Annotated in this window: 16 protein-coding genes and 1 pseudogene; 10 read left to right on the forward strand and 7 right to left on the reverse strand. The window is 69.6% G+C overall.

Features of this window, described 5'->3' with window-relative positions; genetic code table 11:
* Nucleotides 1-243 precede the first annotated feature (243 nt).
* The 5 genes from QMK34_RS30345 to QMK34_RS30365 are packed head-to-tail and all read right to left on the reverse strand — an operon-like array spanning nucleotide 244 to nucleotide 5,062.
* On the reverse strand, nucleotides 244-1,590 hold the full coding sequence (locus QMK34_RS30345) for a serine hydrolase domain-containing protein (RefSeq protein WP_326417944.1): 1,347 nt from the start codon (nucleotides 1,588-1,590) through the stop codon (nucleotides 244-246).
* A 52-nt stretch (nucleotides 1,591-1,642) separates the two neighbouring features.
* Nucleotides 1,643-2,263 (reverse strand): response regulator transcription factor, encoded by a 621-nt coding sequence (locus QMK34_RS30350; protein ID WP_326417945.1) that lies wholly within the window; start codon nucleotides 2,261-2,263, stop codon nucleotides 1,643-1,645.
* The gene (locus QMK34_RS30355; RefSeq protein WP_326417985.1) at nucleotides 2,260-3,414 is read right to left on the reverse strand and encodes a sensor histidine kinase; all 1,155 of its coding nucleotides are present in this window, start codon (nucleotides 3,412-3,414) and stop codon (nucleotides 2,260-2,262) included. Before QMK34_RS30355 ends, QMK34_RS30350 begins: the two co-directional genes overlap by 4 nt.
* A complete protein-coding gene (locus QMK34_RS30360) occupies nucleotides 3,411-4,181 on the reverse strand; it encodes an ABC transporter permease (RefSeq protein ID WP_326417986.1) in 771 nt (256 codons plus the stop codon). Before QMK34_RS30360 ends, QMK34_RS30355 begins: the two co-directional genes overlap by 4 nt.
* Before the next feature lie 41 nt (nucleotides 4,182-4,222).
* Nucleotides 4,223-5,062: an ABC transporter ATP-binding protein gene (locus QMK34_RS30365; protein ID WP_326417946.1), complete on the reverse strand. Its 840-nt coding sequence runs from the start codon at nucleotides 5,060-5,062 to the stop codon at nucleotides 4,223-4,225.
* A gap of 257 nt (nucleotides 5,063-5,319) precedes the next feature.
* Between QMK34_RS30365 and QMK34_RS30370 the strand changes: the two genes are divergently transcribed.
* Together QMK34_RS30370 and QMK34_RS30375 are read left to right on the forward strand one after the other, a co-directional pair.
* Entirely contained in the window at nucleotides 5,320-7,026 is a 1,707-nt protein-coding gene (locus QMK34_RS30370; RefSeq protein WP_326417987.1) for an SDR family oxidoreductase, read from the forward strand.
* Nucleotides 7,027-7,061: 35 nt separating this feature from the next.
* Nucleotides 7,062-7,664 carry a TetR/AcrR family transcriptional regulator gene (locus tag QMK34_RS30375; RefSeq protein ID WP_326417947.1) on the forward strand — a complete coding sequence of 201 codons (603 nt, stop codon included), beginning with the start codon at nucleotides 7,062-7,064 and terminating at the stop codon, nucleotides 7,662-7,664.
* 164 nt (nucleotides 7,665-7,828) lie between these two features.
* Here QMK34_RS30375 and QMK34_RS30380 read toward each other — a convergent pair whose 3' ends face one another.
* Nucleotides 7,829-8,962: a citrate synthase 2 gene (locus QMK34_RS30380; protein WP_326417948.1), complete on the reverse strand. Its 1,134-nt coding sequence runs from the start codon at nucleotides 8,960-8,962 to the stop codon at nucleotides 7,829-7,831.
* Nucleotides 8,963-9,259: 297 nt separating this feature from the next.
* Between QMK34_RS30380 and QMK34_RS30385 the strand changes: the two genes are divergently transcribed.
* The 8 genes and pseudogenes from QMK34_RS30385 (at nucleotide 9,260) to QMK34_RS30420 (ending at nucleotide 15,273) form a co-directional block, all read left to right on the forward strand.
* The gene (locus QMK34_RS30385; RefSeq protein WP_326417949.1) at nucleotides 9,260-9,562 is read left to right on the forward strand and encodes an urease subunit gamma; all 303 of its coding nucleotides are present in this window, start codon (nucleotides 9,260-9,262) and stop codon (nucleotides 9,560-9,562) included.
* Nucleotides 9,563-9,570: 8 nt separating this feature from the next.
* Nucleotides 9,571-9,876, forward strand: a complete 306-nt coding sequence (locus tag QMK34_RS30390; RefSeq protein WP_326417950.1) for an urease subunit beta — start codon at nucleotides 9,571-9,573, stop codon at nucleotides 9,874-9,876.
* Nucleotides 9,876-11,597, forward strand: a complete 1,722-nt coding sequence (locus QMK34_RS30395) for an urease subunit alpha (protein ID WP_326417951.1) — start codon at nucleotides 9,876-9,878, stop codon at nucleotides 11,595-11,597. Before QMK34_RS30390 ends, QMK34_RS30395 begins: the two co-directional genes overlap by 1 nt.
* 16 nt (nucleotides 11,598-11,613) lie before the next feature.
* Nucleotides 11,614-12,300 (forward strand): urease accessory protein UreF, encoded by a 687-nt coding sequence (locus tag QMK34_RS30400; RefSeq protein ID WP_326417952.1) that lies wholly within the window; start codon nucleotides 11,614-11,616, stop codon nucleotides 12,298-12,300.
* Nucleotides 12,290-12,991, forward strand: coding sequence for an urease accessory protein UreG (ureG, locus tag QMK34_RS30405; RefSeq protein ID WP_326417953.1), 702 nt, complete (start codon nucleotides 12,290-12,292; stop codon nucleotides 12,989-12,991). The genes QMK34_RS30400 and ureG overlap by 11 nt, the downstream gene beginning before the upstream one ends.
* Nucleotides 12,988-13,683 (forward strand): annotated as a pseudogene (locus QMK34_RS30410) (urease accessory protein UreD); the annotation flags it as partial. The gene ureG and the pseudogene QMK34_RS30410, both read left to right, overlap by 4 nt.
* A gap of 334 nt (nucleotides 13,684-14,017) precedes the next feature.
* Nucleotides 14,018-14,536, forward strand: coding sequence for a DUF4232 domain-containing protein (locus QMK34_RS30415; protein WP_326417954.1), 519 nt, complete (start codon nucleotides 14,018-14,020; stop codon nucleotides 14,534-14,536).
* 110 nt (nucleotides 14,537-14,646) lie between these two features.
* Nucleotides 14,647-15,273, forward strand: a complete 627-nt coding sequence (locus tag QMK34_RS30420; RefSeq protein WP_326417955.1) for a TetR/AcrR family transcriptional regulator — start codon at nucleotides 14,647-14,649, stop codon at nucleotides 15,271-15,273.
* Here the strand turns inward: QMK34_RS30420 and QMK34_RS30425 are convergent.
* On the reverse strand, nucleotides 15,251-15,637 hold the full coding sequence (locus QMK34_RS30425; protein ID WP_326417956.1) for a DUF805 domain-containing protein: 387 nt from the start codon (nucleotides 15,635-15,637) through the stop codon (nucleotides 15,251-15,253). The two genes, QMK34_RS30420 and QMK34_RS30425, sit on opposite strands and share 23 nt — an antisense overlap.
* Between the last annotated feature and the right edge of the window lie 209 nt (nucleotides 15,638-15,846).

Here is a 15,846-nt window from a genome sequence, read left to right on the forward strand (position 1 = left end):
TTTGCTTGTAGGGGGGCGACCTACCGTCGCGAGTTGGGGCGGCCTGGCGGCCGCGAAAGAGGGCGCGCGGCGGTGAAGTCTCCCCTCGCAGGGCTCGGGGAGACGCTGTGGTTGGGGCGGGCTGCTGGGGTTGGGTTTTGTTGTTGGTGTTGTGGTGGGGCGGGCTGCTGGGGTTGGGTTGGGTTTTGTTGTTGTTGTTGGTGGTGTTGTTGTTGGGGTGGACGCTGGGTTGGGTGGTGGTTTTTAGTGCCAGCCGGTGGGGTGTACGCCGCCGGGGATGGGGGCTTGGGGGTCGTAGGGGGTTCGGGTGAAGATGAATGTTGCCAGGTCCAGGTGGTTGGGCTTGCCGTCTGGTGTTCGGCCTACCGTCAGGGTTTCGCCGTGGTAGTAGGCGTCCAGGCCTGTCCAGGTGTCTTCGCCTGTGGGCTTGAAGCGGGATGCTCGGCCGGGGCCTTCGGCGGGGGCCAGGGAGAACAGGCCGTCTGGTAGCAGGCGCAGGTGGTAGGGGGTTGGGCCCCAGTGCCAGATTCCGGTCAGGTCCAGGTGGGTGGTGTCCACTGTGGACGGTTGCCACTCGGTGGGTAGTGACGGCTCGTGTTCTTCGGTGAGAGTGATGAGGTCTATGCAGAGTTGCAGGATTCCGACGCCTGAGGTCGAGTTCGCCAGTGTCAGCGCGCCGGTTCCGGTGGCCGGGTCGATCAGGGAACAGGCCAGGAAGCCCGGCATCGAGCCGGTGTGCCCGGCGAGCCTGCGTCCCTGGTGGCGCACCAGTTGCAGGCCGAGGCCGTAGCCGACGGTCCAGGTGTCCGCGTCGTCCACGGTGATCATGTCGCGCATCTCGGCGATCGTCTCGGAGCTGAGCACGTCCCCGCCGTCACCGCCGACGAACGTCGTCCAGCGGGCGAGGTCGGTGATCGTCGACCACAGCTGACCGGCCGGGGCCATCGCACCGGCGTCGGGTGAGGGCTCGGGCAGGAGCAGGTCCGCGAATGGGTGCACCGCGAAGCCGTCCGCGTGCTCGCCCTCGGGGGCCGGGCTGGTGCGGGACATCCCGAGCGGGCCGAGCACCTCGGTGCGGACGACGTCGAGCCAGCTCGTGCCCCGGTGACGGGCCAGTACCTCGCCGAGCACGCCGAAACCGACGTTGGAGTAGTGGAAACGGCTGCCGGGGCGGTTCTTGAGCGCGCCGGTGGCGAGGCTGCCGTCGAGGGCGGCCCAGTCCGCGCCGGGGGTGCGCTCCCACCAGAGGCCGGGGGATTCGGCGGTGAGCCCCGCCGTGTGCGAGAGCAGCTGCCCGATCGTCGACGAACCGAACGACGTGCCCTGGACGTGCTTTTCGAGCGGGTCGTTCAGGTCGAGCAGGCCCTCGTCGCGCAGCCGCAGCACCCCGGCCGCGACGATCGACTTGGTGATCGACCCGAGCCGATACTGGGTGTCGGCGCCGGGTGTCTCGCCCGCCACCCGCCCCCGGCCGCCGGACCAGGCGATTTCGCCGTCACGGACAACGGCGGCGACGATGGACGGCACCCGGCACTTGGTCTGCTCGTGCGCCAGCCGGCGGAGCAGGGTCAGCTCGGTCGAAGGAAGCATGCCGGTCATTCTGCCTGGCCCCTCCAGACGTGCCATGAACGGTCTGTTCATCTCACGTGAAGAGGTTGAGGGACATCGCTGTGGTGACCGCGGCGGTCCGGTCGGACACGCCGAGTTTGGTGAACACCCGCAACAGGTGCGTTTTGACCGTCGCCTCGCTGATGTGCAGCGCCCGCCCGATGTCGGCGTTGGTGCTGCCCGTGCCCACCAGCCGCAGCACCTCGATCTCCCGCGCGGACAACGGCTGTGGCGCCGGATTGCGCACCCGATCCACCAGCCGCCCGGCCACCGACGGTGCCAGCACGGTCTCCCCGCGTGACGCCGCCCTGATCGCCCCGGCCAGCTCCGCGCGCGAAGCGTCCTTCAGCAGGTACCCCGACGCGCCCGCTTCGACGGCGCGCAGGATGTCGGCGTCCGTTTCGTATGTCGTCAGGACGACCACGCGCTGCTCCGGCGTCTCGCCGAGGATCTTCCTGGTCGCGCCGACGCCGTCCAGGCCGGGCATCCGCAGGTCCATCAGGATCACGTCCGGCTTCCTGGCCCGGCTCAGCGCGACGGCCTCGTCGCCGGATCCGGCCTCGCCGATCACCGTGAGGTCCGCCTCCGCCTCCAGCATGCCGCGCAGTCCCTCGCGCACCACCGGATGGTCGTCCACCAGCAGGATGGTGATCACGCGGGTACCTCCAGTTCGATCGTGGTGCCCACCGCGGGATCGCTGAGGACCTTCACCCTGCCACCCACCTGTTTCGCCCGCGCCCGCATCCCGGACAACCCGTACCCGCTCGAAGGCGACTCCGGGTCGAACCCCGCGCCGTCGTCGCTCACGCTGAGCCGGACCCCAGTGTCCACAACGGACAGACGGACGTTCACCGCCGACGCGGCCGCGTGCTTGCGGACGTTGGTCAGCGCTTCCTGCGCCCCGCGCAGCAGGACGACCTCGGTCGGTGTCCCCAGCGCGGGCAGCGGGCCCTCGATCTCGCAGCTCACCACGATCGCGGTCTCCTCGCCCAGCCGCTCGGCCTGGCGGCGCAAGGCGTCGACCAGCGAACCGGCGGCCAGCGCGGACGGCGACATCGCGGCGACCATCGCCCGCGCCTCGGCCAGGTTCTCGCGGGCGGTGCGCCGGGCGAGGTCCAGATGCCGCCGGGCCGCGTCGGGCGCGGTGTCCATTTCGGACTCGATGGCCTGGGTGAGCGCGACGATGCTGGTGAACCCCTGGGCGAGGGTGTCGTGGATCTCCCTGGCGAGCCGCTCCCGCTCAGCGGCCGTGCCCGCTTCCCTTGACAGCCTGGAAACCTCCGCCTGACTCGCTTCCAGCTGCTCGATCAGTTCCGCGCGTTCCTTGCTCTGCTCGATGATCTGCGAAGACCAGCGGCCCATGAGCAGGCTGAAGACGATCAGCAGCACGGTCATCGGCAGCAGCACGAGGAACACGCCGCTGTCGGCACCGTCGTGGATCAGCGAGGAGAGCGGACTCACCAGGATCGCGCAGGTGACGAGGACCGACGCCGGTTTCAGCTCCAGCGTCATGAACATCAGCGGGCAGACGGCGAACAGGATGAAGCTGGCCGTGCCGTCGGCCAGCGTGGCGATCAGGAACAGCGCCAGGATGACGAAGACGAACGACTGCCTCGGGTTTTCGGCTCTGGTGGCGAAACGACGGCCCAGCGCCAGGTAGGCGATCGGGAGCCCGACCACCGCGGCCAGGCTGATCCACTTCGCCGGTCCGCTCCCGTCGTCGGCGAGGATCAGCCCGGCGGTCGAGAGGAAGGCGATCGCGAACAAGACCTCCCAGAGCCAGAACCAGCGCTCCCAGGCGTTCACTTGCCCGTGTTCGTCCACCTGAAGGACAGCTTCGCGAGCACGAGCCCGGCGACGCACCAGGCGCCGAGCACCAGTGCCACCCTCGGAAGTTCCCATGTCCCCGCCATCTCCATCGCGCTCGCCCCGTCCGGCAGGAACACCGAGCGGAAGCCCTGGCAGATCCATTTCACCGGGAAGAACGAGGCGATGTCGACCATAACCTTCGGCAGCGCGGTGATGGGCGTGACGAACACGCCGGAGATGAACTGCAGCGAGATGTAGATCAGGTTCATCACCGCGACCGCGGCGCTGACCGACTTCGTCGCCGAGCTCAGTGCGATGCCGAGGAACGTGCAGGAGATGATGCCGAGCGCGAACACCCACAGCGCGGTCAGCCACTTCATCGGGTCCGTCGGCAGGGTGAGGCCGAACAGCAGGGCGCCGACGGCGACCATCAGCACGACCTGCGCCAGGCTCGACACCGCGACCATGACGATCTTCCCGATGAAGTACGACGCCGCGGGCATCGGCGTGCCCCGCAGGCGTTTCAGCGTGCCGTCCTCGCGGTCGCCCGCCAGGCCGATCCCCATGCTGTTGAACGACGTCGAGACGATGCCGGAGCCGATCATCCCGGCGGCCAGCACCTGCCCCGAGGTGACCGCGATGCCCGGGATCGGGTTGTTGAGCATCGAGCCGAGCAGGATCATCAGCAACGCGGGCAGCGCGAAGGTGAAGACCACCTGCTGCCGGTTGCGGAAGAACAGCCGCAGCTCCGCCCCTCCCCGCATGAGGCCAACCGAAAGCGTGCTGGGCAGGGTGAGGGTGGCAGTCACAGCTGCTCTCCGATCAGGTCGAGGTAGACGTCTTCGAGGCTCGGCCGGGTGACGGTCAGTTCCGCGAGTTCCCGGCCCCCGGCGGAGAGTTCGTGGATGAGCTTCGTGGGGAAGTTGGTGCGTTCGCTGTGCGGCCCGCGCTCGTCGGCCCAGGTCACGGTGGCCTCGGCGTGGGCACGGCCGCCCAGGGTCTGCGGCGAGCCCTCGGCGACGATGCGGCCCCGCGCGATCACCGCGACCCGGTCGGCGAGCGCCTCGGCCTCGTCGAGGTAGTGGGTGGTGAGCAGGATGGTGGTGCCCTCTTCGGCGAGGTCGGAGAGGAGCGTCCAGAACTGGCGCCTGGCCTCGGGGTCGAAGCCGGTGGTCGGCTCGTCGAGGAACACCAGCTCGGGGCGGCCGATGATGCCCAGCGCGACGTCCACGCGCCGCCGCTGCCCGCCCGAGAGCGTCTTGACCCTGGCGTTCGCTTTCTCGGCGAGGCCGACCTTGTCGATCACCTCGGCCGGGTCGCGCGGGTCGGCGTAGTACCGGGCGAAGTGCCGGAGGGTCTCGGCGACGGTCAGCTCGGCGGCGTCGTTGGCGGTCTGCAGCACGATGCCGAGGCGTGAACGCCATTGCCGCCCGGCGCGGCCGGGGTCCTCCCCGAGCACGCTGGCCTCACCGGCGGTCCGGTCGCGGTGACCTTCGAGGATTTCGACGGTGGTGGTCTTCCCGGCGCCGTTGGGCCCCAGCAACGCGAAGACCTCGCCCTGGGCGATGTCGAGGTCGATCCCGGCCACGGCCGTGTGGCCGGGGTACTCCTTGCGCAGTCCGCGCGCTGTCACTGCTGAGGTCATGTCCTGATCGTGCTGCTCGCGAGCGGCCCGCGGGACGCCCGGCAAGTGGAACCGGCTGTCCACCGATCGATGGACACGGGCGGTGCGCCGTTTCCCGTGGAACAAGCAAAAACGCTGTCATAGAAGGCAAAACGGGTGTTCTGACCGTGCTGGGCGGGGCCGCAAGCGGCCAACACGGTGACGCGGGTGGGAACACACGGGTGAACACTTGCTCTTATTGACAAAGTGTCTAACATGACAGAATGCCTCATACTTGGGTGACGGCCAGCGACGGTGTCCGCCTCTCGGTCCGGGTGACCGGCCGGCAGGACGCGCCCACCGTGGTGCTCGTGCACGGCTATCCGGACAACGGCTCGATGTGGGACGGCGTCGCCGCCGAGCTCGAGGACCGCTACCGGGTCGTCGTCTACGACGTGCGCGGAGCGGGTCAGTCGGACAAGCCATCAGGACGCACGTCCTACAAGCTGGACCAGTTGTCCCGAGACCTGGCCGCGGTGATCGGGGAGGTCCGGCCAGAGGGCAAGGTGCACCTGCTCGCCCACGACTGGGGCTCCATCCAGACCTGGCATGCGGTGACCGGGGACGACCTGCGCGGCCGCGTCGCCTCGTTCACCTCGATCTCCGGGCCGAGCCTCGACCACGCGGGCGCCTGGTTCCGGGCGAACCTGCGGCCGAGCCCGCGTCGGCTGAAGAACGCGCTCACCCAGTTCCTGCACTCCGGCTACATCCTGTTCTTCCAGCTCCCGCTGCTGCCGCAGCTGATGTGGCGCACCGGGGCGATGCGCGCGATCATGGCGAAGGTCGACCCCGCCGAAACCCCACCGTCTACTCTGGACGGCGTCAAGGGCCTCGCGCTCTACCGCGCCAACATGATGACGCGGCTCAGCCGCCCGGCGCCGCGCCCCGCCGACGTCCCGATCCAGGTGCTCGCGCCGACCGGCGACTCGTTCGTCACCACGCCGCTGCAGACCGAGGTCGAACGCTGGGCGCCCGATCTGCGGGTCCGGCGGCTCACCGGCTCGCACTGGATCACCCGTGCGAAGCCCGCGGTGATCGCGAACGCCGCCGCCGAGCTGATCGACCACGTCGAGGGCGGTGAGGAGAGCCGCGCGCTCAAACGGTCCCGTGTGGACGGTGCGCGTCGCGGCCGGTTCGCGCACAAACTGGTGGTGATCACCGGCGCGGGCAGCGGCATCGGCCGGGCGACCGCGCTCGCGTTCGCAGGCGAAGGGGCCGACCTCGTCATCACCGACATCAACCCCAGCGCCGCCGCGGACACCGCGAAGCTCTTGCGGGACAAGGGCGCCGGTGTCGGGGAGTACACAGTGGACTCCTCGGACGCGGCGGCGGTGAACGCCTTCGCCGAGCAGGTCAAGGCCGAACACGGCGTGCCGGACATCGTGATCAACAACGCCGGGATCGGCATGTCCGGGCCGTTCCTCGACACTTCCGTCGAGGACTGGGAACGCGTCATCGACATCAACCTGTGGGGCGTGATCCACGGCTGCCGCGCGTTCGCCCCGATGATGGCCGAACGTTCCGAGGGCGGCCAGATCGTCAACCTCGCTTCGGCGGCCGCGTACCTGCCCTCGAAGATCCTGTCCGCCTACGCCACGACCAAGGCCGCGGTGCTGACGCTGAGCGTGTGCCTGCGCGCCGAGCTCGCCGCCGACCGGATCGGCGTGACGGCGATCTGCCCCGGCATCGTGAACACGAACATCACCAGCACCACCAAGTTCGTCGGCGTCGACGAGATCGAGCAGAAACGCCGTCAGAAATCGAGCAGCGGCCTGTACGCCAAGCGCGGGTTCGGGCCGGAGAAGGTGGCGAAGGACATTCTGCGCGCTGTGGAGAAGGACAAGGCGATCGCGCCGTCGACGCCGGAGGCCAAGGTCGCGCTGGTGCTTTCGCGCCTGACGCCGGGCCTGCTGCGCGCGGTGGCCAAGCTGGACCCGACGCCTTGACCCCAGCTTTGACCCCGCCCAGGCGTCCTCGCCGGATGTCGCCGCAGGCGCGCCGCGAGGACCTGATCCGCGCCGCACTCGACCTCTTCGGCAGCCGGGCGCCCGAGCTGGTCACCGTCGACGACATCGTGGCCAACGCGGACGTGTCGCGGCCGCTGTTCTACCGGTACTTCTCGAGCCTGCGGGAGCTGCAGGTCGAGGCGTTGCGAACGGTCACCGACGGGCTGATCGACCGGCTCGCGACGCTGGAAGAGGGGTCACCGGCCGAGCGCCTGCGGGCCGCCGTGCGTGGGCTGGTCGCGGTGGCCGACGAGTACCAGGCCGGGTACATCGCGCTGCTGCGCGGCGGTTCGGTGATCGCGACCTCGGAGACCGACGCGATGGTCGACCGGGTCCGCGACCGGTCCGTCGCGCTGATCCTGGAGGCCGTCGGCATCGCCGAACCGTCCCCGATGCTGCGGCTGACGCTGCGCTGCTGGACGGCCGTGGTCGAAGGCACGCTGCTCAGCTGGCTCCAGGAGCGCACGGTGCCCCGCGAGCAGCTCGACGGCTGGCTCGTCGACCAGCTCGGCGCGATGCTCTCGGCCACCGCCGCGCACGACCCGACCTTCACCCTGGACGACGTGACCACCCGCTGACCCCCCGCAACTCGTCGACGACTCGTGGTCGTTGCACACGCCGACTACCGGCGTCCGGCCCTAAGTCAACGTGCCGCTGAAGGTCGCCCTTGGTGCGTTAGACCTGCTGAAGGTCGCCTTTGGTGCGTTCAACGCACTGAAGGCGACCTTCAGCTGCGCTCGGCTCAGACCCAGCCTTCGACCTCTTCGGGCTTGCGCGGGCCGGGGCCGACGTACTTGGCCGACGGACGCACCAGGCGTCCGGTCCGCTTCTGCTCCAGGATGTGCGCGGCCCAGCCCGCGGTGCGCGCCGAGCTGAACATCGCGGGCATCATGTGCGGCGGGACCTCGGCGAAGTCGAGGATGACGGCGGCCCAGAACTCGACGTTGGTCTCGATGGGGTGGTCCGGGCGGCGCTCACGCAGTTCGGCCAGCGCGGCCTGCTCCAGCTCGGCGGCGACCTCGTAACGCTGGGCGTTGAGCTCGCGGCAGGTCCGGCGCAGCACCCTGGCCCGCGGGTCCTCCGCGCGGTACACGCGGTGCCCGAAGCCCATCATCCGCTCCTTGCGGTCGAGGATGCCCTTGACCAGCCCGCGCGCGTCGCCGTTGCGCTCGACGGCCTCGATCATCGGGAGCACGCGAGCCGGGGCGCCGCCGTGCAGCGGGCCGGACATCGCGCCGATCGCGCCGGACATCGCCGCCGCCACGTCCGCCCCGGTGGAGGCGATGACGCGGGCGGTGAAGGTGGAGGCGTTGAGACCGTGCTCGGCGGCCGACACCCAGTAGGCGTCGATGGCCTTGACGTGAGCCGGGTCCGGCTCGCCACGCCAGCGGACCATGAAACGCTCGGTGATCGAGGCCGCTTCGTCGACCCGCGCCTGCGGGACGGCGGGCTGCCCGATGCCGCGGGCGGACTGCGCCACGTAGGAAAGCGCCATCACCGAGGCGCGGGCGAGCTGGTCGCGAGCCTCCTCGTCGGTGATGTCGAGCAGCGGACGGTAACCCCAGATCGGGGCGAGCATGGCGAGCGCGGCCTGGACGTCGACCCGCACGTCACCGGTGTGCACCGGGAGCGGGAACGGCTCGGCCGGGGGCAGGCCCTGACCGAAGCGGCCATCGACCAGCAGGCCCCATACGTCACCGAAAGTCACCTTTCCGGCAAGGTCCTCGATGTCCACACCGCGGTAGCGGAGTGCGCCGCCGTCACGGTCTGGTTCGGCTATCTCGGTGCGGAAGGCGATCACGCCCTCCAGCCCCGGTCGGAAGCCGTCGTCCGGTTGTTCGGACGGCTGCGTCTGGCTGATCGTGGAGGTAGTCACTATCGCGAGACCTTTCGATGCGCGTTCCCCGGCTTGTGTGCACGCGCGGAAACACGCCAGGTAGAGCGCGCCTCATCGCACGGATGGATAGACCTTGCTCCTTTCGCCCCGCTCGGGCAATCGAAAGATGTGGTGCTTTCGGTCACGATTCCGAGAACGATTCAGGCCAACCGGCATTTGACCGCGAAGCGTTACAGCGGATTAACCCTGGGGCCACCACGACCGGGTGGTCTCCCGGAGGTAAAACCTAGGTTTCCAGAAGCGGCGTGAGCGCCTTCGCGGTGATAGACCTTGCTCATGCACCTCAGCCCTCAGGAGCGGGACAAACTGCTCATCCACGTGGCGGCCGACGTGGCCCGCAAGCGGCTGGAGCGCGGCGTCCTCTTGAACTACCCGGAGTCCGTCGCGCTGATCACCGACTTCGTGCTCGAAGGCGCGCGGGACGGCCGCACGGTCAGCGAGCTGGTGTCGAGCGGCCGGAGCGTGCTGAGTCGTGCGCAGGTGCTCGACGGCATCCCCGAGATGGTCGACTCCGTCCAGGTGGAAGCCACTTTCCCGGACGGCACCAAGCTGGTCACCGTGCACGACCCGATCGTTTAGGAGCCGCCGTGCACCCCGGCGAGATCATCCCCGGACCCGACCCCGTCGAGCTGAACCCCGGCCGGGCCCGCGTCCGGCTGCTCGTGCGCAACCTCGGCGACCGGCCCGTGCAGGTCGGCTCCCACTACCACTTCGCCGCGGTCAACCCCGGCCTAGACTTCGACCGCGACGCCGCGCGCGGCCACCGGCTCGACATCCCGGCGGGCACGTCCGTGCGGTTCGAGCCGGGCATCGAGCGCGAGGTCGACCTCGTCCCGCTCACCGGAAACCGGCGCGTACCCGGCCTGCGACCCGAACACGCTGGAGAGTTCTGATGCCCCAGATCGACCGCGCGCGGTACGCGGAACTGTTCGGCCCGACGACCGGCGACCGCGTCCGCCTCGCCGACACCGACCTGCTCATTGAGGTCACCGAGGACCGCAGCATGGGCCCCGGCGGCAGCGGCGACGAAGTCCTGTTCGGCGGCGGCAAGGTGATCCGCGAGTCCATGGGCCAGGGCATGGCGACCCGCGCCGAGGGCGCGCCCGACCTGGTCATCACCGGCGCGGTGATCCTCGACCACTGGGGCGTCATCAAGGCCGACGTCGGCGTGCGCGACGGCCGGATCGTCGGGATCGGCAAGGCGGGCAACCCGGACACCATGGACGGCGTCGACCCCGCGCTGGTGATCGGCCCGTCCACCGAGGTGCTGTCCGGCAACGGCAAGATCCTCACCGCGGGCGGCATCGACTGCCACGTCCACTTCATCTGCCCGCAGCTGGTCGACACCGCGCTGGCCGCCGGGATGACGACGCTGGTCGGCGGCGGCACCGGGCCGAACGAGGGCAGCAAGGCCACCACGGTCACCCCCGGCGCTTGGAACCTCGGCCGGATGCTGTCCGCAATGGACGGCTACCCGGTCAACGTCCTGTTGCTGGGCAAGGGAAACACCGTCCGCCTCGAAGCGCTGCGGGAGCAGCTCACCGCCGGGGCGGGTGGGTTCAAACTGCACGAGGACTGGGGCACGACACCCGCCGCGATCGACGCCTGCCTGACCGTCGCCGACGAATCCGGCGTCCAGGTCGCCATCCACACCGACACGCTCAACGAGGCTGGGTTCCTGGAGTCCACTGTGGACGCCATCCGGGGCCGTTCGATCAACGCGTACCACACCGAGGGCGCCGGTGGCGGGCACGCGCCGGACATCATCGAAGTCGTCGGGCTGCCGAACATCCTGCCGTCCTCGACCAACCCGACCCGCCCGCACACCGCCAACACCCTCGACGAGCATCTCGACATGCTGATGGTGTGCCACCACCTCAACCCGTCGGTGCCGGAGGACCTCGCGTTCGCCGAGAGCCGCATCCGGCCGACGACGATCGCCGCCGAGGACGTGCTGCACGATCTCGGCGCGATCTCGATGATGAGCTCGGACTCGCAGGCGATGGGCCGGATCGGCGAGGTCATCATCCGGACGTGGCAGACCGCGCACGTGATGAAACGCCGTCGCGGCGCGCTGCCCGGCGACGGCGCGGCCGACAACCTGCGCGCGCGTCGCTATGTCGCCAAATACACGATCAACCCGGCCATCGCGCACGGGATGGAACGCGAGATCGGCTCGGTCGAGGTCGGCAAGCTCGCCGACCTCGTGCTGTGGGAGCCCAAGTTCTTCGGCGTCCGGCCGCATGTCGTGCTCAAGGGCGGGTTCGCCGCGTGGGCCGCGATGGGTGACGCGAACGCGTCCATCCCGACCCCGCAGCCGGTGCTCGCGCGGCCGATGTTCGGTGCGGCGCCGTCGGTCGCCGCGGCCAGCAGCCTGCACTTCGTCGCGCCGGAAGCGATGGACAACGGCATCGCGGAGAAGTTCGGGATCCAGCGTCAACTGGTGGCGGTGTCGAACGTGCGCTCGCGCACGAAGGCGGACATGGTGCTCAACGACGCGTTGCCGGACGTCCGGGTGGACCCGGACAGCTTCGCGGTGCACGTCGACGGCGACCTGATCGAGCCGCGGCCGGTGTCGGAACTGCCGATGGCACAACGGTACTTCTTATTTTAAGGCAGAGGCTGTTCTGATGGACCTTTCCGCGCTCATCCTCGCCGACTCCCGTTTCCCCGGGGGCGGCCACGTGCACTCCGGCGGCCTCGAAGAGGTCATCGCGCGCAAGCTCATCAAGCACGAGCGTGACCTGCCCGGATTCCTTTCCGGACGGTTGCGCACCGCGGGCTCCCTGGCCGCCGTGTTCGCGGCCGCCTCGGCGCACGCCGCTGCCCGAGGTGTCCTTAGTGGACATTGGAAGCTGCTGGACGCGGAGCTCGACGCGCGGACGCCCTCGCCCGCCCAACGGGAAGCCTCGCGTGCGCAGGGCCGTGGCACCGCGCGGGCGGGTCGTGCGGCCTGGCCTTCGCCGGTGCTGGAAACGCTGCTCGAAGTTACCCCGCGGCCGCACCATCCGGTGCTGCTCGGCGCGCTCGTCGGCATCGCCGGGGGATCGCCGCACGACGCGGCCGTCTCGGTCGCCTACCTCGCGGTGAGCGGTCCCGCCAGTGCAGCCGTGCGGCTGCTGGGCCTCGATCCGTTCGCCGTCAACGCCGTCGTCGCGCGACTCGCCGCCGAGTTGCGGGAGGTCGCTTCGGCGGCGGCGGACGTCGCCGGGCACGATCCGGCCGATCTCCCGGCGCCGGGTTCTCCGGCGCTGGATCTTTTCGCCGAGGCACACGCCCGGCAGCACAAGGAAGAGGTGCGTCTCTTTGCCTCCTGAGCACGGCCACGGGCATGTCCACGAGGTTAACTTCGACCCGACGGTCCCCGATCCCGACCATTACGACCCCGCGCCGACGGCCGGGCGCGCGTACCGGATCGGCATCGGCGGCCCGGTCGGCAGCGGCAAGACCGCGCTGACCGCCGCGCTGTGCCGCGCGCTCGGTGACGAGATCGACCTCGCCGTCGTCACCAACGACATCTACACCACCGAGGACGCCGACTTCCTGCGCAAGGCCGGAGTCCTGGACGTCGAGCGCATCGAGGCCGTGCAGACCGGCGCGTGCCCGCACACCGCTATCCGCGACGACATCACCGCGAACCTCGACGCCGTCGAGCGGCTCGAGGAGAAGTTCCCCGGGCTGGAACTGGTGATCATCGAGAGCGGCGGCGACAACCTGACCGCCGTGTTCAGCCGCGGGCTCGCCGACAGCCAGGTGTTCGTGGTCGACGTCGCCGGTGGCGACAAGGTGCCGCGCAAGGGCGGTCCCGGGGTGACCACCGCGGACCTGCTGGTGATCAACAAGGTCGACCTCGCGCACCTGGTCGGCGCGGACATGAACGTGATGACCTCGGACGCCCATCGGATGCGCGGCGAGCTGCCGGTCATCACCCAGTCCCTTGTGGATACTCCGGACGCACCGGCCGTGGCCGCCTGGGTCCGGTCGCTGATGCCGGTCCGCGCGGGGTGAAGGCGCACGCGCTGGTCGTCGCCGAGCTCGGTGGCGGCGGCCGCACGATCCTGCGTGAGCTGCGCTCGATGGCGCCGCTCACGCTGTTCCCCCAGCGGCGCACCGGCCGGGTCGCCGTGGTGCACCTGGTCAACTCGGCGACCGCGCCGCTGGGCGGCGACGAACTCGAGCTGACCGTGCGCGTCGGGCCGGGTGCGTCGCTGCGTCTTTCCGGCGTCGCCGCGACGCTGGCGTTGCCCGGCCTGCACGGCGAGGGCAGCTTTTCGACGGTCGACATCGACGTCGCCGAGGGCGGCTCCCTGGAATACCTGCCCGAGCCGACCGTCGTCACCGGGCGCGCCCGGCACACCGCCGTCCTGCGCGCGACCTTGACGGCCGATGCGTCACTGCACACGCGTGAAGTCCTGGTGCTCGGCCGAACGGGGGAAAGTCCCGGGCTGTTGTCGACCACTCAGCACCTCACCCGGGACAGGCTGCCCCTGCTGCGGCAGACCCTCACCATCGGTGACTCCACTTTGGACTCGAGTCTGGCGCAGCTGGCCGGACGCCGGGTGCTGGCCACGGATCTCGTCGTCGACGGCGAGGACCGGCCCGCGGCGAGCGGCGATTGGTGGTCGCGGACTCCGCTGGCCGCCGGTGGCACGTTGGTGACGGCTCTGGCGTTCGACGCCGTCACCGCCCTGCGTCAGCTGGAACTGCTCGAACTGCACTGCTCGAACTGCACTGCTCGAACTGCACTGCTCGAACTGCACTGCTCGAACTGCACTGCTCGAACTGCACTGCTCGAACTGCACTGCTCGAACTGCACTGCTCGAACTGAAAGCCGCTCGAACTGAAAGCCGCGCGAACGGGAACTCGCCCTTCATAAGGGTTGACGTCCGAAGATCACCAAGGTTGCTTTCCTGTCGCCAGCAACACTTTTGGTTTCCACCTGAACGAGTGATGGGCAGGCTTCTTTGTGACAACAGGTTTCGAAAATCCCTCACCAAGGGGTGATTGAAACACTTTCGGATGAGGAGTCACAGTATGAAGAGCGCCATCGTTCGCAGGGGTATCGCCACCGCCGCCGTTCTCGGCGCCGCCACGGTCGGCGTGGTCGTCGCGGCCGGTTCGGCGTCGGCGATGCCCGCCGAGGGCTGCAACGCGGACCAGGTGACCACCACGCTCGTGGCCGGGTCGCCGGGCGCGGGACAGCGCTACGCCGAGGTGGTGTTCACCGCCAAGGCGCACCAGTACTGCCAGCTCAAGGGCAGCATCCCGGTGTCGCTGAACGGCGCGCCCGCGATCACCGTCAGCCTCGACAACGCCTCCGAGGCCAAGGTCGTGCACCTGCGCCCTGGCACCTCGGCGCACGAGCTGCTGCACTGGACCGGGATCGAGGCGCGCGCCGACCAGGCCACCCCCGAAAGCATCACCGTGCGCACCCCGGGTGACCGCGGCCAGTCGGTCACGCTGCCGTGGAACCAGGGCCCGCTCGACGCCTCCGCCGACGCGCACACCCTTCGTGTCGGCGTCGTCGAAGCAGGTACCGGCCCCGCAGCCTGAGCCGCGCCGTCAGCCGCGCCGCCCGCGGGCGAGCTCGTCAGCCACGGTCGGGCACTGGACCGCGCACAGAGGTTATGATGTGCGGTCCAGCACCCGGCTTGGGAGGGCGAGTGACCCGCAGTTATGGCGGCGTCGCACCGGAGCAGCGTCGCGCCGAGCGGCGCGAACGGCTCCTGGTGGCCGCGCTCGACCTGTTCACCACCACCGGTTACCAGCAGGCGAAGATCGCCGACCTCTGCACCCGCGCCGGGGTGTCCACCCGAAACTTCTACCAGGAGTTCGCGAGCAAGGAGCAGGTGCTGCTCACGCTCCACGAGCAGATCAACAACCGGGCGATGGACCGCGTCGCCGAGACCCTCGCCGCCGTGCAGGGCTCCGACGCGGTCACCCGGATCGGCAAACTGCTGGACACCTTCGTCGCGACGATCACCGCCGACCCGCGGATACCCCGCCTCAACTACGTCGAGGCCGTCGGCGTCAGTGTCGAACTCGAGGCCCAGCACCAGAAGTGGGTCGCCAGGTGGGCGACGTTCATCGAGACCGAGGCCTGCCACGCCGCCAAAGCGGGCCTTTCACCGGAGCGGGACTACCGGCTCACCGCGATCGCGCTGGTCGGCGCGTCCACCGGCCTCATGCGCGAGTGGCAGGCGCACGTCCCGTCGCTGCCGGTCAAGGTCGTCGCCGCCGAACTCCGCGCGCTGATGCTCGCCGGAATCACCAGACCTGCGGTTCCCTGAGTTCCTCCTGGCTAGGGGCCATGCCGGGCGTAAGCCCGTAGCGGTTGATGCCCGCTTCGCCGCGCAGGCAGTAGAACACGATCAGCACGATCGCCCCCAGCGTCGGAATCAGGCCGAGCCAGAGCCACCAGCCACTCCGGCCGGTGTCGTGCAGCCGCCGGACGGACACCCCGATCTGCGCGGGAAGCACCGTGACGTAGAGGACGATCAGCTGGGTGACGCCGATGCTCACCGCCACCGCTATCAGCGCGATGTAGGCGACGATCACGAAGAGGAAGAAGTACCAGTATTCGCTTCGGGACGAGCGTCCCTGCCACTCGAATGACTGCTTGAAGCCCTGCGAGATCGCCGTGAAGAAACCCATGTCCGCCTCTCGAATCCCGGAGGACCAAGCTAAGGCGAGGCGCTGGTTTGGCGAGTTGCTTGGCCGCAACAGGCCAGCCAGGGCACGTTTCCGGTGGGCCGCCGCCATGCTGGGCGGGACGTGGAACCAGCCGAAGGGACCGACGATGCCGGCCGTCAGCGTCGCAGGACAATCCTTCCTGTACCTGGCCGGATGACACCGCGCACGAG

This window comes from Amycolatopsis sp. H20-H5, from assembly GCF_035828755.1.
Classification (GTDB): domain Bacteria; phylum Actinomycetota; class Actinomycetes; order Mycobacteriales; family Pseudonocardiaceae; genus Amycolatopsis.